The sequence below is a fragment of the Caulobacter sp. SRI_008 genome, assembly GCF_057586355.1.
The window spans coordinates 55,719-72,257 of the sequence record NZ_JBYCZS010000011.1 but is presented as its reverse complement, the minus strand read 5'-3'; the positions used below and the strand labels follow the sequence as shown (position 1 = coordinate 72,257).

Annotated in this window: 18 protein-coding genes and 1 pseudogene; 11 read left to right on the top strand and 8 right to left on the bottom strand. The window is 68.8% G+C overall.

Annotated features, from left to right (window positions below; genetic code table 11):
• Positions 1 to 27 precede the first annotated feature (27 nt).
• Positions 28 to 840, top strand: coding sequence for a TauD/TfdA dioxygenase family protein (locus AC2YHT_RS11665; protein ID WP_110119220.1), 813 nt, complete (start codon positions 28 to 30; stop codon positions 838 to 840).
• A gap of 3 nt (positions 841 to 843) precedes the next feature.
• On the opposite strand, the gene AC2YHT_RS11660 is transcribed toward AC2YHT_RS11665, so the two are convergent.
• Together AC2YHT_RS11660 and AC2YHT_RS11655 are read right to left on the bottom strand one after the other, a co-directional pair.
• Positions 844 to 1,287, bottom strand: coding sequence for a hypothetical protein (locus tag AC2YHT_RS11660; protein ID WP_487289891.1), 444 nt, complete (start codon positions 1,285 to 1,287; stop codon positions 844 to 846).
• 33 nt (positions 1,288 to 1,320) lie between these two features.
• Complete coding sequence (locus tag AC2YHT_RS11655; RefSeq protein WP_487289889.1) at positions 1,321 to 2,070, bottom strand: enoyl-CoA hydratase/isomerase family protein; 750 nt, start codon at positions 2,068 to 2,070, stop codon at positions 1,321 to 1,323.
• Between the two features lie 291 nt (positions 2,071 to 2,361).
• Between AC2YHT_RS11655 and ccrA the strand changes: the two genes are divergently transcribed.
• Positions 2,362 to 3,642, top strand: a complete 1,281-nt coding sequence (ccrA, locus tag AC2YHT_RS11650) for a crotonyl-CoA carboxylase/reductase (RefSeq protein ID WP_487289887.1) — start codon at positions 2,362 to 2,364, stop codon at positions 3,640 to 3,642.
• A 44-nt stretch (positions 3,643 to 3,686) separates the two neighbouring features.
• On the opposite strand, the pseudogene AC2YHT_RS11645 reads toward ccrA, so the two are convergent.
• Positions 3,687 to 3,842 (bottom strand): annotated as a pseudogene (locus tag AC2YHT_RS11645) (hypothetical protein).
• Positions 3,843 to 3,903: 61 nt separating this feature from the next.
• On the opposite strand from AC2YHT_RS11645, the gene AC2YHT_RS11640 reads away from it, so the two are divergent.
• On the top strand, positions 3,904 to 4,143 hold the full coding sequence (locus AC2YHT_RS11640) for a DUF2188 domain-containing protein (protein WP_110119224.1): 240 nt from the start codon (positions 3,904 to 3,906) through the stop codon (positions 4,141 to 4,143).
• On the opposite strand, the gene AC2YHT_RS11635 is transcribed toward AC2YHT_RS11640, so the two are convergent.
• Positions 4,140 to 4,625: a nuclear transport factor 2 family protein gene (locus AC2YHT_RS11635; RefSeq protein ID WP_487289885.1), complete on the bottom strand. Its 486-nt coding sequence runs from the start codon at positions 4,623 to 4,625 to the stop codon at positions 4,140 to 4,142. The genes AC2YHT_RS11640 and AC2YHT_RS11635 overlap by 4 nt on opposite strands.
• 206 nt (positions 4,626 to 4,831) lie before the next feature.
• On the opposite strand from AC2YHT_RS11635, the gene AC2YHT_RS11630 reads away from it, so the two are divergent.
• The 3 genes from AC2YHT_RS11630 (at position 4,832) to AC2YHT_RS11620 (ending at position 8,385) form a co-directional block, all read left to right on the top strand.
• Positions 4,832 to 6,298 carry a M20 family peptidase gene (locus AC2YHT_RS11630; protein ID WP_487289883.1) on the top strand — a complete coding sequence of 489 codons (1,467 nt, stop codon included), beginning with the start codon at positions 4,832 to 4,834 and terminating at the stop codon, positions 6,296 to 6,298.
• Between the two features lie 171 nt (positions 6,299 to 6,469).
• Entirely contained in the window at positions 6,470 to 7,588 is a 1,119-nt protein-coding gene (locus AC2YHT_RS11625; protein WP_487289882.1) for a Rieske 2Fe-2S domain-containing protein, read from the top strand.
• On the top strand, positions 7,576 to 8,385 hold the full coding sequence (locus tag AC2YHT_RS11620; protein WP_487289880.1) for a CPBP family glutamic-type intramembrane protease: 810 nt from the start codon (positions 7,576 to 7,578) through the stop codon (positions 8,383 to 8,385). The genes AC2YHT_RS11625 and AC2YHT_RS11620 overlap by 13 nt, the downstream gene beginning before the upstream one ends.
• Before the next feature lie 285 nt (positions 8,386 to 8,670).
• Here the strand turns inward: AC2YHT_RS11620 and AC2YHT_RS11615 are convergent, their stop codons facing one another.
• Entirely contained in the window at positions 8,671 to 9,246 is a 576-nt protein-coding gene (locus tag AC2YHT_RS11615) for an SH3 domain-containing protein (protein ID WP_487289878.1), read from the bottom strand.
• A 257-nt stretch (positions 9,247 to 9,503) separates the two neighbouring features.
• Between AC2YHT_RS11615 and AC2YHT_RS11610 the strand changes: the two genes are divergently transcribed.
• Together AC2YHT_RS11610 and AC2YHT_RS11605 are read left to right on the top strand one after the other, a co-directional pair.
• Positions 9,504 to 10,988 (top strand): hypothetical protein, encoded by a 1,485-nt coding sequence (locus tag AC2YHT_RS11610; RefSeq protein ID WP_487289876.1) that lies wholly within the window; start codon positions 9,504 to 9,506, stop codon positions 10,986 to 10,988.
• Between the two features lie 168 nt (positions 10,989 to 11,156).
• Entirely contained in the window at positions 11,157 to 12,848 is a 1,692-nt protein-coding gene (locus AC2YHT_RS11605) for an acyl-CoA dehydrogenase family protein (RefSeq protein WP_487289874.1), read from the top strand.
• A 203-nt stretch (positions 12,849 to 13,051) separates the two neighbouring features.
• On the opposite strand, the gene AC2YHT_RS11600 is transcribed toward AC2YHT_RS11605, so the two are convergent.
• The 3 genes from AC2YHT_RS11600 to AC2YHT_RS11590 all read right to left on the bottom strand — a co-directional run bounded on the left by AC2YHT_RS11600 (position 13,052) and on the right by AC2YHT_RS11590 (position 14,654).
• Complete coding sequence (locus tag AC2YHT_RS11600) at positions 13,052 to 13,657, bottom strand: TetR/AcrR family transcriptional regulator (protein ID WP_487289872.1); 606 nt, start codon at positions 13,655 to 13,657, stop codon at positions 13,052 to 13,054.
• A 134-nt stretch (positions 13,658 to 13,791) separates the two neighbouring features.
• A complete protein-coding gene (locus AC2YHT_RS11595) occupies positions 13,792 to 14,439 on the bottom strand; it encodes a TetR/AcrR family transcriptional regulator (RefSeq protein WP_110119245.1) in 648 nt (215 codons plus the stop codon).
• Complete coding sequence (locus tag AC2YHT_RS11590; protein WP_110119254.1) at positions 14,436 to 14,654, bottom strand: CC0731 family SpdR-regulated protein; 219 nt, start codon at positions 14,652 to 14,654, stop codon at positions 14,436 to 14,438. Before AC2YHT_RS11590 ends, AC2YHT_RS11595 begins: the two co-directional genes overlap by 4 nt.
• A gap of 309 nt (positions 14,655 to 14,963) precedes the next feature.
• Between AC2YHT_RS11590 and AC2YHT_RS11585 the strand changes: the two genes are divergently transcribed.
• From AC2YHT_RS11585 to AC2YHT_RS11575, 3 genes are read left to right on the top strand one after another with little or no spacing between them, the layout of a single operon-like run.
• Positions 14,964 to 15,161, top strand: a complete 198-nt coding sequence (locus tag AC2YHT_RS11585) for a twin transmembrane helix small protein (RefSeq protein WP_487289870.1) — start codon at positions 14,964 to 14,966, stop codon at positions 15,159 to 15,161.
• A gap of 47 nt (positions 15,162 to 15,208) precedes the next feature.
• On the top strand, positions 15,209 to 15,787 hold the full coding sequence (locus AC2YHT_RS11580) for a cob(I)yrinic acid a,c-diamide adenosyltransferase (protein WP_487289868.1): 579 nt from the start codon (positions 15,209 to 15,211) through the stop codon (positions 15,785 to 15,787).
• Positions 15,788 to 15,810: 23 nt separating this feature from the next.
• The gene (locus tag AC2YHT_RS11575) at positions 15,811 to 16,512 is read left to right on the top strand and encodes a type 1 glutamine amidotransferase (RefSeq protein ID WP_487289866.1); all 702 of its coding nucleotides are present in this window, start codon (positions 15,811 to 15,813) and stop codon (positions 16,510 to 16,512) included.
• Positions 16,513 to 16,539: the final 27 nt, after the last annotated feature.

The window sequence follows — 16,539 nt, the reverse complement described above, 5'->3', positions numbered from 1 at the left end:
GACCAAGAAAAATTGAGAGAGCGTTCGATGGCCTACGACGTGCTGGAAGTGAAGCCGATGACCCGCCGGATCGGCGCCGAGGTGTTCGGCGTCGACCTGGGCCAGCCGCTGTCGAACCGGCAGTTCGAGGAGCTGCACCAGGCCCTGACCCAGTACCAGGTGCTGTTCTTCCGCGACCAGCAGATGACCCACGACGCCCACAAGGCCCTGGGCCGCAAGTTCGGGCCGCTGGCCATCCATTCGGGCGTGCCGGGCCTGGCCGACCATCCCGAGGTGGTGGCCATCCACGCCGACGAAAATTCCAAGTTCGTGGCCGGCGAGAGCTGGCACTCCGACCTGACCTGCGATCCCGAGCCGCCGCTCGGCAGCATCCTGCACATGCCGGTCGTGCCCGACGACGGCGGCGACACCGTCTTCGCCAGCATGTACGCGGCCTACGACACCCTTTCGGATCGGATGAAGACCTATCTGGAGGGCCTGACCGCCGTCCACGACGCCAACCCGATCTACAAGGCGATCTTTCCGGACATCGACCGGCAATACAACTGCACCGCCCATCCGGTGGTGCGCACCCACCCGGTCAGCGGCCGCAAGAGCCTGTTCGTCAACCCGTCCTACACCACCCACATCGCCGGCCTGCCCAAGGCCGAGAGCGCGGCGATCCTCGGCTACCTCTATCACCACGCCGGCAACCCCGACTTCCAGGTGCGCTTCCGCTGGCGGCCGAACTCGGTGGCCTTCTGGGACAACCGCTGCACCTGGCACCAGGCGATCTGGGACTATTTCCCGGACGTGCGCTCGGGCTTCCGGGTGACGATCGCGGGCGATCGGCCGGTGTGATCTTCACGCCTTCGGAGAGCGGGACAGGATCCGGCGAATTCTCGCGGGCTGCAGCTTCGCGCGCGCGACGATTTCTTCCACGCAAGGCTCCGGACGATCCGGGGCGCAGGTGACGTCGAAGGTCGCCAGGGTTCTGTTGCGCTCGCTGACGCGCCGGTCGGCAAGACGCGCAGGGATCTTGATACGCACCGCATAGCGCAGCCTTCCGTCGGACGTCGGCGCGCCATCGGCGATGTGGATGCTCATCGGTTCGCGAAAGTCCCGTACGAAGTCGGGTTCCAGTCGCATGCGCGTGTCGACCGCCTCGAACAGCGGCTTCGTGGGTGGATGATCGCCGCTGTAGCTTGCGTAGAAACGGGTCGGGCCGGCGGGCGGCGTTGTCGCGCAGGCCGTGGCCAGCAGCGCCAAGGCACAGGCCGCCAGCGGGCGTCGCAAAAAGTGCGTCATGGTCTCCCCCTCATGTGATCGTCGCCGGCGAGGCTATCGCCGCCGGAAATCCGCCGTCCGCTTGGCCATGAAGGCCGCGATGGCCTCCTTGTGGTCGGCGCTGGCGATCAGGGCGGGCAGTTCCTCTTCCACATAGGCCTTGCCGTCGACGATGCGCTTGGTCGCCTCCACGGCCAGGGGCGCGCGGGAGGAGATGGCTTCGGCCAGCTTCATGGCCTCGCGCAGCAGGGTGGCGGGCGTGTGGACGGCGGTGACGACGCCGTCGAACAGGGCGCGGGCCGGATCGAACTTCGCGCCCGTCAGCAGGTGGGCCTTGGCCCTCGCCGCGCCGATCAGCCTGGGCAGGCGCGTCGCCGAGGCCACGAGGCCGATGTTGACGCCCGAGGCGGCGAACACCGCCCGGTCGCTGGCCAGGCGGATGTCGCAGGCCAAAGCGAGTTCCAGCCCGCCGCCGAAGCACCAGCCGTCGATGGCGGCGATGGTCGGCACGCGCAGGGCCTCGACCCAGTCCATCAGCCGGTTGAAGTCCTCGACCGCCGCCAGGGCGCCGTCGCCGCGCACGGCCGCCTCGCGCAGGTCGTCGCCGGCGCAGAACACCGCGCCCCGGCCGGTCAGCACCACGGCGCGGACGTCGTCGTCGGTGGCGATCTCGTCCAGGGCCCGGACCAGCTGGGCCCGCAGCGGCAGGCTGAGCGCATTGGCCGGCGGGGCGTCCAGCTCCAGTAGGATGATGGAGCCCGTGGGGCGCGAGACGTGAAGCAGCGGCGGGATCGTCGGCGTCATGTCGCCAACCTCGCCCGACGCGGGCCGAATGGGAAGCGCGCAACCTCCGGCTCGACATGTGGTTTCATGTGCAACCATGCTGCGACGCACAAGGATTCCGCTTGCCAGATCCGGATGCTTGTCACAGCCTTCGCCATACCGGCAGGCTGAGCGCTGCCGGAGAACACGATAAGAACGACGGCCCGGCGGCGCGTTTTTCACTCGCGCCAAACCGTACCGCGGAGCGCAAACAGTCCTTTTGGCGTTCATGTTGCAGCGCCGAAGAGCCGGGGCCAAAAGCCGGGGAGTGATATGACCGCCGCGACCCTTGAGACCGCCACGTCTGCTGTCAAAGACCTCTACGAGATCGGCGAGATCCCGCCGCCCTTCCACGTGCCCAAGTCGATGTACGCCTGGACGATCCGCAAGGAGCGCCACGGCCCGCCGGGCTCGGCCATGCAGGTCGAGGTGGTGCCGACCTGGGAGATCGGCGAGGACGAGGTGCTGGTCCTCGTGATGGCCGCGGGGGTGAACTACAACGGCATCTGGGCCGCCCTGGGCGAGCCGATCAGCCCGCTCGACGGCCACAAGCATCCCTTCCACGTCGCCGGCTCCGACGCCTCCGGGATCGTCTGGGCGGTGGGCGCCAAGGTGAAGCGCTGGAAGCTGGGCGACGAGGTCGTTATCCACTGCAATCAGGACGACGGCGACGACGAGGAGTGCAACGGCGGCGACCCGATGTATTCGTCCAGCCAGCGGATCTGGGGCTACGAGACGCCGGACGGCAGCTTCGCCCAGTTCTGCCGCGTGCAGTCGCGCCAGCTGATGCCCAGGCCCCGCCACCTCACCTGGGAAGAGGCGGCCTGCTACACCCTCACCCTCGCCACCGCCTACCGCATGCTGTTCGGCCACAAGCCGCACGAGCTGAAGCCCGGCCAGAACGTGCTGGTCTGGGGCGCGTCCGGCGGCCTCGGCGTCTTCGCCGTGCAGCTGGCGGCGGTGGCCGGGGCCAACGCCATCGGCGTGGTCAGCGACGACGACAAGCGCGAGTTCGTGCTGTCGATGGGCGCCAAGGCGGTGCTGAACCGCAAGGAATTCAACTGCTGGGGCCAGCTGCCCAAGGTCAACGGCCCGGAGTTCTCCGACTACATGAAGGAGAGCCGCAAGTTCGGCAAAGCCATCTGGCAGATCACCGGCAACAAGGACGTCGACCTGGTGTTCGAGCACCCGGGGGAGTCGACCTTCCCCGTCTCGGTGTTCGTCGTGAAGCGCGGCGGCATGGTGGCCATCTGCGCCGGCACCAGCGGTTTCAACCTGACCATGGACGCCCGCTTCCTGTGGATGCGGCAGAAACGCGTGCAGGGCAGCCACTTCGCCAACCTGATGCAGGCCAGCGCCGCCAACCAGCTGGTCATCGACCGCCGCGTCGATCCCTGCCTGTCGGAAGTGTTCCCCTGGGACCAGATCCCCGCCGCCCACGAGAAGATGCTGGCCAACCAGCACCTGCCCGGCAACATGGGCGTGCTGGTCTGCGCCCAGCGCCCCGGCCTGCGGACCTTCGAGGAGGTGCAGGAGCTGGCTGGGGAGGGGTAGGGGCGTTCAACCCCACCGCCGTCATCCCGGAAAGCCCGCAGGGCTTATCCGGGACCCAGGGGCCGCCGCACCGCGTCGCCGCCGACGCCGGGAGCCAGCCGACCCGCCTGCGCCCAGTCCCCTGGGTCCCGGCTCTACGCTGCGCTCCGGCCGGGATGACGAATTTGGGTGGGGCGCGAGAATGCGGCGCCTGCGTCCAAGACAGCGCCGTCGGAACCGCGTCCCTCTCCCTCCAGTTTCGCCTCTGAAGGAGCATCGCCCATGACCGACATCACCTACACCATCGTCGAGCACGACGGCGGCTGGGCCTACAAGCTGGGCGCGGTGTTCTCCGAGACCTTCCGGACGCACGACGCGGCATTGGCCGCCGCCAAGCGCGCGGCCGGCGAGCAGAAGGTGGCGGGCGATACGGTCGGCATCACCTACGAGGACGAGCGCGGCCAGTGGCGCGAGGAGCTGTCGGACGGCCACGACCGTCCGACGACGCACGTGAAGGACTAGGACTTCGCAGGCTGCGGCTTGGGGAACCACAGGGCGTTGACGATCACCCAGCGGTCCCCGAACCGGCCCAGATTGAGGTGGTCGACGAACCAGGGCGTCTCCACGCGCGCCACCGCGGCGTTGCCGGCGACGTCCAGGACCCTCACGCTGCGGTCCCACTTTTCGCGCGGCGTGCGCAGGGCGCCCTGCCGCGTCAGGCCCACGAGTTCGTCGCGGGTCATGCGCCGAAGGCCCAGGGTCTCGTCGGGATCCGGCCGCGAGCGCACGGCGCGCTTGGCGAGGTCAGGGTGCAGGACCCGGGCGACGCGGGCCGGATCGCCCTCCAGCTGGCCGTCCACATAGTCATAGACCGCCGCCTCGACCGCCTTCACGGTCGCCGGATCGAGCGCTTGCGCGGGGCTTTCAGCCACGGCGGCGTTCGTCGAGGACGCCGGCGGGACCGCACCGCCGAGCGCGATGGCGGCGAGCATGGCTGCGATCATGGAAGTCTCCGATAGGGCCGCTCGCGAAAGGGAGCGGGGCAACAAACCATGGTTTCGCGGAAGGGGCGCGCCCGTTTTCCGCGAGCCGAGCGGAAATGGCGGAGAAGGATCGGGAGACTATTTCGATCCATCACGTATCGAAATGGGGATTGGCAACCCCGCCGCCCCGTCGCACAGTCTCGCCCTGACATTCGCGGAGGGGCGTCATGGGGTGGAAGAGCAAGGTCGCGCTGGGCACGGTCGGCGTCGTCGCGGTGCTGGCCGGTGTGGTCGTGGTGCGCACGGCGACCTTCAAGCCGCCGGCCCCGGCGGGCGACGTTCCCCTGGCGGCCGCCCGTCCGTTCGACGCCGCCAAGGCCGCCGCCCACCTGGGCGAGGCCGTCCGCTTCCAGACCGTCAGCCACCAGGACGCCGCGCAGAACGATCTGGCGCAATGGGACGCCCTGCACGCCTGGCTGCAGGCCACCTATCCGGCCGCCCACAAGGCCATGACCCGCGAGGTCGTCGGCGGCCACGCCCTGATCTACACCTGGAAGGGCTCGGACCCGTCGCTGCCGCCGCTGGTGCTGATGGCCCACCAGGACGTGGTGCCGGTGACCCCCGGCACCGAGAAGGACTGGAAGCATCCGCCGTTCGCCGGCGTGGTGGCTGACGGCGCGGTCTGGGGCCGCGGTTCGGTCGACGACAAGGGCTCGCTGATCGGCCTCTTCGAAGCGGTTGATGGCCTGGCGGCCGGCGGTTTCACGCCCAAGCGCACCGTCATCATCGCCAGCGGCCATGACGAGGAGGTCGGCGGCGCCGGGGCCCGGGCCGTGGCGGCGACGCTGAAGGCGCGGGGCGTCAAGGCCTGGTTCGTGCTCGACGAGGGCATGGTGGTGGTGGCCGACAATCCGGTCACCCAGGGTCCGGCGGCGATCATCGGCGTGGCCGAGAAGGGCTATGGCACCATGCGGATCACCGCCTCAGCGCCGGGCGGCCACTCTTCGACCCCGCCCGCCCAGACCGGGGTGACCACCCTCGCCCGCGCCGTGCTGGCCATCGCCGACCACCCGCATCCAATGACGTTCTCAGGTCCCGGCGCCGACATGCTGAAGGCCCTGGCCCCCAGCGCCTCGCCGGTGGTGAAGATGGCGGCGGCCAACACCTGGCTGTTCTCGCCGCTGCTGATCAAGCAGACGGCCCGCTCGCCGGCCGGGGCGGCCATGCTGCACACCACCACGGCCCCGACCATGCTGAAGGGCTCGCCCAAGGACAACGTCCTGCCGCAGGACGCCACGGCCTGGATCAACTACCGTATCGCGCCGGGCGACACCGCCGACGCCGTGATGGCCCGCGCCAAGAAGGCCGTCGGCGACCTGCCGGTGACCTTCGCCTGGGAGCGCCAGCCCAACGATCCCTCGCCGGTGTCGTCGACCTCTTCCGGCGGCTGGAAGACCCTGGCCTCGCTGGCCGGAAACGAGAGCGGCGCGCCGGTCGCCCCGGGCCTCGTCATCGCCGCCACCGACAGCCGCTTCATGTCGCCGATCGCCGACGACATCTACCGCTTCCAGCCGATCACCCTGTCGATGGACGGCACCAAGATGATCCACGGCACCAACGAGCACATGACCGTGGCCAATCTCGAGGAGATGGTGCGCTTCTACCAGCGGCTGGTGGAGACGGCGGGGCGCTGATCGCGTCCATACCTCTCCCGTAAAATCCCCGCGAAAGCGGGGACCCAGGTGTTTTATCGTTGAGCGCCATGGGTTGCAGAAAAAGCCTGGGTCCCCGCTTTCGCGGGGATTTTGCGGGAGAGGACGTTCACGCCCTTAAAATGCCGGGCTACTGACGCTAGAACCCCGATCATGCCCGCCGACGACGCTCGTATCGCTTCCACCGCCGCTGGCGCCGCCAAGGCCCCGCCCGCCAAGTTCGGCAAGGGCTTCCTGTTCGACGCCTGGTATTACGCGGCTCTGTCGCGCGAGGTGAAGACCGGCAAGCTCACCCGCTACGAGATCCTCGGCGAGCCGGTGCTGGTCAGCCGGGGCAAGGACGGCAAGGTGTTCGCGATCCGCGACGTCTGCCCGCACCGCGCCGCGCCCCTGTCGGGCGGAAAACTGACGCAGGAGGCCGACGGCCGCTCCAGCGTCGAGTGCCCCTATCACGGCTGGCGGTTCGGTTCGGACGGCGTCTGCGCCTCCATCCCCTCGCTGACCAGCGACCAGAGCCTGGAGGTCTCGCGCATCCGCGTGCGGCGCTATCCCGCGGCCGAGAGCCAGGGGATGGTTTTCGTCTGGATCAGCGCCGACCCGCGCTTCGACGGCGAGCCGCCCGAACCGCCGCCCGAGTTTCCCGGCGTGGTCGGCGGCCAGGCCAAGATCGTCGACTCGATGATCTTCGAGACCCACATGGACCACGCGGTGGTCGGGCTGATGGACCCCACCCACGCCCCCTATGTGCACGAGGCCTGGTGGGCCCGCTCGTCCAAGCGCCAGTCGGAGAAGACCAAGGTCTTCGCGCCCTCGCCCGAGGGCTTCGTCATGCGCCGCCACGGGCGCAGCAAGGCCAACCGCCTGTACGACATCCTCGGCGGTGCGCCGGAGATCGAGATCACCTTCCGCCTGCCCGGCTATCGCTGGGAGCACATCGTGGTGGGCAAGCATCAGGTGCTGGCCCTGACCTGCCTGACGCCGCTGACCGAGACCAGCACGCGGATCAGCCAGCTGATCTGGTCGGACCATCCGGTGATGGCCTTCCGCGCCCTGATCGCCCCCTTCGCCCGCGAGTTCCTGCGCCAGGACGGCCGCATGGTGAACCTGCAGAACGAGGGGCTGAAATACGACCCGGCCCTGATCTGGATCGATGACGCCGACACCCAGGCCAAGTGGTACCAGCAGCTGAAGCGCGAATGGACCGCCAGCCGCGCCGAGGGCCGGCCCTTCGTCAATCCGGTCAAGGAAACCACGCTGAAGTGGCGCAGCTGAGCGACCGGCTTGGCGTCCATCTGGGCGACGAATACGACCGCGATCTGCGCGCGGCGCTGCTGACGGCGTTGCTGGAAAGCGGCGCGACGCTGAAGGACCGCTGGTCCGGCGTTGGCGGTTCGCAGGACGTCTCGCACGAGGCGTGGGAAACCGCCCACGGTGTCGTGGTGGTCGAAGCCGAGACCTATGTCGGCCTGTCGATCGAGGGGCCGACGGAGGCCGTCGAGGCCGTGATCGCACGGCTGGCGCAGGTGCGCGGGCGGCCGCCGGCGCCCCAGCCGCCTTCGACGCCGCTTCGCCCGGTCGTTCGCCGGCTGGTCTCGCTGCTGCGGACCCTGCCCGACGCGGCCGGCTGGCGGTGGTGCGCGCTGGCGGCCGTGATCTGCGGCGCGCTGATGGCGGCGATCGGGTTCGCGACTGGCCTCTATCGCCTGACCGAGACGGCGCCGGGCCTGCCGCTGAGGCTGCTGCTGGTCTGGATCATCCCAGCGCTCGGTGAAGAGCTACCGTTCCGCGGCCTGCTGCTGCCAGGCCGCGACGAAACCCGCCGGCCCTGGCTGTGGGTCGCCGTCTCGACGGCGCTCTACGTCGCCTGGCACCCGCTGGAGACCCTGACCTTCCTGCCGCACGCGACGACGTTCCTGCGCTGGGACTTCCTTGTCTGCACGACGATCCTGGGGCTTTCCTGCGCCCTGATGCGGCTGCGCACCGGGTCGCTGTGGCCGGCGGTGCTGCTGCACGGCGGCTTCGTGATCGTGTGGCAGACTTGGCTGGGCGGGGTCAGTGCGCTGGGGTGAGGCGGGGAGCGCGTGCTCCAGTCCCGCCTTCCTTTCCTCCCGTCATTCCCGCCCTTGTGGCGGGAAACCCTCTGTCAGCCGCAAGGGCGGATGGGGCGGACTGCTGAGCAGTCCGCTGGCTCTTCATCTGCGAGCGGAACCAGGGGTTCCCGCCACAAGGGCGGGAATGACGGGAGTAGAGGGTGGCAAAACGCGGAAAGCCCGCCTGGCCAGGGGGGGGAAGGGCCAGGCGGGCTCGCACGGAGCGCGCGGGGGACGGGGGTGGGGGCGCGCCCCTAGCGTCCGTTAGGCGCGGTAGACGTAGGCGCTGGAGACGTAGCCGACGCCGACGCCGTTCTGGCCGACCAGGATCCACTTGCCGTCGCCGGTGCGACCCAGGGCCTGGAAGGTCTCGCCGGTGACGACCGAGCCGACGCGCTGGCCGCGGGTCGAGGCCGAGGCGCGCAGGTTCAGGTTCGAGCGGGCGACGTACTTGCCGCTGATCTTGGTCATCGGCGCGGCGTCGATGTTGTGCGAGATGCGGATGCCGTTGCTGGTCTTGTAGGCCCCGCCGACGTCGTTGCGGGCGTCCTTCTTCTGCATGTTGCAGCCGACGTAGGAGCCGGCGCCCGCGCCGACCACGGCGCCGATGGCGGTGCCCGTGCCGCGGTCGTTCTTGGCCAGGTTCGAGCCGGCGACGGCGCCCAGCAGGCCGCCGATCACGGCGCCGGTTTCCTGCTTCTTGCCCGAGGCCTCGCAGCCGACGACGCCGCCCAGGCGCTGTTCGACGGCGTTGGCGGCCGGGGCCGCGGCCATGGTAAAGGCGGTGGCGGCGGCGGCGATGGTCAGACCGATGGTCTTCAGAGTGGTGGTCTTTTGCATGGCGAGTGTCCTTCGTCCCTTATGATTTTGCCGGGGCGCGTCGGCCCCGTGAGACGCAACATGGCAGGGCGAAGCTGAACCGCGCCGTCAGGCCGTTCGACAGAATTCGTTCATGTTGAAATTTTTCTCGGAGACCGGTCAGGCGGCGCTTTTCGCGCCCCTGGGGTCGTGGTGTCGAAATACACAACCAGAAGGATCGTCATGCGTCATGATGCGGCCGCCACGCGGCCCGCAACACCGCGTCGGGGAGGGATGTCATGAGGAAGATCGCTTTCGCGGCGGCCGCGGCCGTCGTGCTGGGCGCGGGGCTGTGGGGCTGCGGCAAGGCTCCGGAAGCGTCCAAGCCCGAGGTCCTGTTGGATGCGGCGGTGATCACGCCCGTGCCGCTGCCGACCACCGCCGACTATCCGGTCGCCCAGGCCACGATCCAGGGCTGGATCAACAACAGCGACACCGCGGCCATCCGCAACCACGCCTGGCAGATCTGGCAGGCCATGTCGCAGCCGTCGGGCCAGGTGTTCAACGGCCAGGACCTGCCCATCTGGGACACCTGGGCCGGCAGCAACGAAGTGTTCCCGCCGGCTCCGACCGGCCTGCAGGCGACGGCCAATACGCCCAAGACGACCGTGGCCGACCGGGTCAAGGCGCCGCGCTCGCCGCACCAGTTCATCTCGCCCAACCAGTTCCACCACGGCCGGGGCGGGATCCCCAGCCCGCAATTCGACGGCGCCATCACCGCGTTCAACAAGTTCAGCCCCGAGGCGGCCGCCTTCATCGACTCGACCCAACAGGGACCGGGCGGGACCTACACCTATTCCAACGGCAACGACCTGGGCCTGCTGAACGCGGCCTGGCCGGCCACGACGCCGGCCCAGAACCGCACGATCAATGTCTTTCCGGTGCGGGGCATCGAACTCAAGCCGGTGTTCGGCCTGGTCAAGGCCACGGGCCTGACGATCCAGCCCCTGTGGCAGGGGCCGTCGGGCTCGACCAATGCGACCAACCCGATGCCGCCGACCTGGACCACCTGCGTGCTGATCGACCCGACCTACAAGGGCGCGGTGCGGCCGGCCACGAAGGACGAGGCCGCCAAGGCCAAGGACGCGGCCGGGTTCAACTACTTCAGCGGTTGCAAGACCTACCTGTGGGGCGGGTTGGACACCTTCTACGCGGTCAAGCTCAGCAAGGCCGAGGCGGTCGCTTACAACGCCGCCAACCAGCCGCCGCCGCCGCCAGCCCCGCCGCCGCCGTCGGCCGCGGAAGGCGACTACGCGGTGCTGCAGGCCATGCACGTCAACACCAAGGAGATCCCGTTCTGGACCTGGCAGACCTTCTGGTGGCAGCCGGGCGGCGATACGCCCAACGGCTTCCCCGGCAGCAAGCAGGGCCAACCCGCCACGCTGAAGACGCCGTGGAACAACTACGCCAGCTGCACCGCCTACAACCAGACGACCACGCCGGGCGGCTCGACCATGACGGTGTGCTTCAACCCCTATCTGGAGACCAGCACCCAGATCCCGTCGGGCATCACCTCCAACTGCATGAGCTGCCACGGCGTGGCGGTGATCGCGGCGAACGCGCCCTATCCGGCGAACTACACCGCGCCGATCTCGTTCTTCACCGACACGACCTACTTCACCACCAGCAACACCCAGGCCGACTTCTCGTGGGCGGTGGCTGGTGCGGCGGTGGTGCCGCCGACGACGACCGCCAAGGCTCCCGCGGCCGCCAAGCCCAAGTAGCCTGATGCGCGCCCGTCCTTCGGGGCGGGCGCGCGCTCTCCTGATCCGATCCCGATCTAAGGGCCATGCCGCGCGCAACCGCATGCTGCGTCGCGGCATTGCTCGCAGGTGCGAAAGAGATCAGAGTGCCGGAAAAATAGAAGTACGGCGCAGGGGAGTTCGAGAGCCATGACCGACGCGGTCGCCCAGGAGTCCAAGTCCCTGATCCTTCCCGGCCTGACCGGTCTGCTGCGCGAAGCGGCGACCTCGGCCCAGCTGTTCGTCGCCGAGGCCAAGCCGGCGGTGAAGGCGGGCGTCAGCGGTGAGGATGGCAGGATCGACCGCAAGCTTGCCGACGCCCAGCAGCACGCCGTGCACGGTTTCGGCTGGTACGCCGCCTATGCCGAGCTGATGAACCAGGTCGCCGGCTGGGCCGAGCGGCTGGAAGGCGAGGGGCGCTTCGGCGAGATCGAGGCCCTGCTGGCCCAGCTTCTGTTCAGTGAATACGCCGCCCAGCTGATCGGCGGCGTGCCGATGAACCAGGGCGAGATCGTGCGTCCCGCGCACCTGGTCACCGATCGCTCGGTGATGAACCGGCTGTTCTCCAACGGCATCATGAAGCTGATGGTCGAGGGCGGGACCCAGGCCGTGAAGACCCGCGTCGCCCAGCGCCTGGCCGAGGCCCGGGGACGTCCTACGCTCGAGCACACCGGTCTCGACGAGACCTTCGAGATGATCCGCGACCAGTTCCACGCCTTCGCCGAGGAGAAGGTCACGCCCTTCGCCCACGACTGGCACCTGAAGGACCAGCTGATCCCGATCGAGCTGGTCGAGGAACTGGGCGCGCTGGGCGTGTTCGGCCTGACCATCCCCGAGGAATACGGCGGCAGCGGCATGGGCAAGACGGCCATGTGCGTGGTCTCCGAAGAGCTGTCGCGGGCCTGGATCGGCGTCGGCTCGCTGGCCACCCGCTCGGAGATCGCCGGCGAGCTGATCCTGACCGGCGGGACCGAAGCGCAGAAGCAGTATTGGCTGCCCAAGATCGCCAGCGCCGAGATCCTGCCGACGGCCGTCTTCACCGAGCCCAACACCGGCTCGGACCTCGGCTCCCTGCGCACCCGCGCCGTGCTGGAGGGCGAGCAGTACGTGGTGACCGGGAACAAGACCTGGATCACCCACGCCGCCCGCGCCGACGTCATGACCCTGCTGGTCCGCACCGACCCGGCCACCACCGACTATCGCGGCCTCTCCATGCTGCTGGCCCCCAAGCCGCGCGGCGTGGAGGGCGCCGACTTCCCGGCCCAGGGCATGAGCGGCGGCGAGATCGGCGTCATCGGCTATCGCGGCATGAAGGAGTACGAGCTGGGCTTCGACGGTTTCGCGGTGCCTGCCGAGAACCTGCTGGGCGGCGTGCCGGGCCAGGGCTTCAAGCAGCTGATGGCCACCTTCGAGAGCGCCCGCATCCAGACGGCCGCCCGCGCGGTGGGCGTGGCCCAGGCGGCGCTGGAGGTCGGGCTTTCCTACGCGCTGGACCGCAAGCAGTTCGGCGACGCGATCTTCGCCTTCCCCCGGGTGCACAACAAGCTGGCCATGATGGCGGCCGAGATCATGGGCGTGCGCCAGCTGACCTATTTCGCCGCCCGCCAGAAGGACGAGGGCAAGCGCTGCGACCTGGAAGCCGGCATGGCCAAGCTGATCGCCGCCCGCGTCGCCTGGGCCGCCGCCGACAACGCCCTGCAGATCCACGGCGGCAACGGCTTCGCCATGGAATACGCCGCCAGCCGGCTGCTGGCCGACGCCCGCATCCTCAACATCTTCGAGGGCGCCGGCGAGATCCAGGCCCAGGTCATCGCCCGGCGCCTGCTGGAAGACGGGAACTAGGGTCCTTCTCCCCTTGCGGGAGAAGGTGGCGGCCCCCCGGGTCCGGCGAAGCCGGCCCGAGGGTAAACTCCGACCGTCGGATGAGGGGTCTCTCAGACTTGAGACGCCTCACCCAGCCTGGACACCGCACGCAGCTTCGATTTCTGAGAGACCCCTCACCCGACCCGCTTCGCGGGCCACCCTCTCCCGCAAGGGGAGAGGGATCAGGCGCGCGGCCGCCAGCCGCTGGCGATCAGGCCGATCTGGCGGTCCATGGCCGCCGACATCGCTGTCGCGTCGGCGCCCTGGGCGGCCGCCAGGCGGTAGTTGGAGGCGTAGCAGGCCTTCAGCACTTCCACCGTCAGGGCGAAGTCGAGGTCGGGGCGCACGTCGCCGCGGCCGACGCCGTCGCGCAGCACCATCTCCAGCATGTCGGCCAGGTGTTCGTTGCGGCCGTAGGGGGTGACCCCAGGGTCGTTGGTCGGGCTGTAAGAAGCCGCGATGTGGGCCAGGAACAGCCGCACCCGTCGCGTCTCGAACTCGTAGTGGATGGCGAAGATCGAGCACAGCCGATCCGCCGTGGTTCCGCGCAGGAACGGCAGCACCCGGTCGAACTCGGCATAGAGATCGCCGAGCCGCCGCTGCATCACATGGCTGAGCACCTCGGCCTTGGAGGCGAAGGTCGTGAAGACGCTGCCCACCGACACGCCCGCCCGTTCGGCGATGGCGCGGATGGTCGTCTCTTCGTAGCCGGTCTCGTTGAACAGGTCGCGCGCGGCCTCGAGCACGCGCTCGCGCGTCGCCTGTTTCTGTTCGTCACGTACGCCCACGCAGTTCCCCCTCCGGACACGCAGCGCTGATTGCACATCGACCCGAACGCCCGACCCCAACGGACGTCCGCATCGTCATTCTTTTCGTTGGCCTGGCCGACCGGGGGACGATCCGCCCCCCGGCGGGACCGTCCTCAGGCGCGCGCGCCGGCGAGGATCAGCGTGAGCTGTTCGCGCAGGTGAGCCACCAGGTTCTCGACCGTCCAACCGTCGAAGACGGCGCGGCGATAGTTGGCGACATACACGTCCCAGGCGATCTCGGCCACGAGTTTCGTGTTGACGTCGGCCTTCAGTTCGCCGGCCTTCACACCGCGCTCCAGGGCGTCGTTGATCAGGGCGAACAGGTGCTTGATGTCGCCGCGGGCGCGCTTCTCGGCGGCGTCCGAACGGGTCCAGGAAACGGCGATGCTGGCTTGCAGCAGCGGCAGTTGCTCCAGGTGGAAGCTGTAGGCCACGCCGAACAGGCCGATCAGGGCGTCGGCGACGTTCTCGCCGTCGCGAGCCGCCTGCTTCATCTGGGCGTAGATGACTTCGTAGTCGGCGGTCAGGATCTCGTCGAACAGCTCGCTCTTGTCCGAGAAGCTGGCGAACACCGCGCCGGTCGACATGCCGGCGGCCTGGGCGATGTCACGGATCGTGGCGCCTTCGTAGCCGCGCTCGCTGAACAGCTGGCGGGCGGCCGACAGCACGCGTTCGCGGGTGCGCTGCTTGGCGAGCGCCCGGCGGGTCAGCTTCACCGGGGTTTCGGAACCGGACTCGATGTTGACGGATACAAAGCTCATGCGGCGGCCTCCAGGCGGGCGAGCGCGGCTTCAGCGCGCTTTTCAAATTCGATGCAGTACTCGTCGACGACGTTTTGAAGGACGTCGGCGTAGCGGCGGGCGAGGTCGCGCCCATCCTGGGCGGCGTCTCGAAGGTCGATGATCAGTTGGCGGACTTCCGCCAGGGCTTCTTCCCGTTCGGAGGGAGCCGCGGTGAGCCGGGCGCTCTGCGACATGTCGTCTTCTCTCCAGACCGACCGCGGAAACAAACTGCGCTGAACGATCCGCGGCTGGGTGTCGATCATGTTCAACGAACGCGCACTGTGAATTCAGGTGGGGCCGTCTACCCTTGTGCGCAAGGGATTTCAACCCACAAATATAGCCAAAATCGATGAACCTTGGCTGGTTTTCGTTCTATGGTAGCGCTCATCATCCGTCGATGCGACAAATGCACTCAACGAACACACTCGCCGAACGTGTTCTGTGAACTTTGGGGTGAGTTGGGCGGTGCTGGCGTTCCCGGGGGCTCCGGCCTAGGTTGAGCCATGGCCAACCTGTTTCAGATCCTGATCCCCGTCGCCCTGTTCGCCGTGCTGGCGACGTTGTGCGTCGGGATCTACGCCCTGTTCCGCGGCGGCGACTTCGGCCGGTCCTATTCCAACCGGCTGATGCGGCTGCGCGTGGTGCTGCAGTTCGTCGCCGTGCTGGTGCTGGTGGCCGCCTTCTGGTGGAGCCACCGTTAGCTTTACTAGTCTGCTGATTTTGCAGCTTTGTTTCAGAGGGTAACGGGATGGTCGTCCTGAACCGCATCTATACCCGCACGGGCGACAAGGGCTCGACGCGGCTGTCGACGGGCGAGCCGGTCAGCAAGGCTTCCCTGCGGGTCGAGGCCTATGGCGGGGTCGACGAGACCAACGCCTTCATCGGCGTCGCCCGCCAGCACGCGAGCGAGGATCCCGAGCTCGACGCCATGCTGGAGCGGATCCAGAACGACCTCTTCGACCTCGGCGCGGATCTGGCCACCCCCGAGCAGAACGAAAAGCCCGAATGGGAGCCGCTGCGTGTGGTCGAGGCCCAGGTCGAGCGTCTGGAGGCCGAGATCGACCTGATCAACGAACGTCTCTCGCCCCTGACCTCGTTCGTGCTGCCGGCCGGTTCGCCGCTGTCGGCCGCCCTGCACGTGGCCCGCACCGTCTGCCGCCGGGCCGAGCGCACCTGCGTGGCCCTGGCCGCGACGGAAGGCGAGATCGTCGGCCAGCCGGCGCTGAAATATCTCAATCGCCTGTCGGACCTCTTGTTCGTCGCCGCCCGACGCGCCAATTCCGACGGCGCGCGGGACGTGCTGTGGAAGCCCGGGGCGACGCGATAACGGGAAGATCCGACGGGAAGACGATGCGTATTGGTATCCTGGAGACGGGCGAGCCGCCCGAAAGCCTGATCCCCGACCACGGCCGCTATGGCGGCATGTTCCAGCGCCTGCTGGGGCCCGGGCACGACTACACGACCTTCGACGTCCAGGCCGGCGAGCTGCCCAATGCGGTCGACGCCTGCGACGCCTGGCTGGTCACCGGCAGCTCGGCGGGCGTCTATGACGATCTGCCGTGGATCACGCCGCTGAAGGGTTTCCTGGCCAACGCCCGCGACAGGGCGCCGATCGTCGGGGTCTGTTTCGGCCACCAGGTGATGGCCGAGGCCTTCGGCGGCAGCGCCGTGAAGTCCGAGCGCGGCTGGGGCATCGGCCTGCAGAGCTATGCGGTGTCGCACGCGGCCGGCTGGATGGATGACGGCTCCAGCGTCAGCGCGCCGGGCTCGCACCAGGACCAGGTCGTGGCCCTGGCTCCCGGCGGGCGGGTGCTGGCCGGCAGCGCCTTCACCCCGTTCGGCGTGCTCGCCTATGGCGACAAGGCCATGTCGATGCAGTTCCACCCGGAATTCGACGTCGCCTACGCCAGGGCGCTGATCGAGAGCCGGCGGGGCACGCGGTTCTCGGAAACCGAGGCCGACGCGGCGGTGGCCTCGCTGGCCGCGCCCAACGACAGCCGCCGCATCGCCGTCTGGATCGAGCGCTTCCTGAACGAGGCAACCGGCGCCTGATCCCGGCCGTTGCAGGGTTGGGGGAGA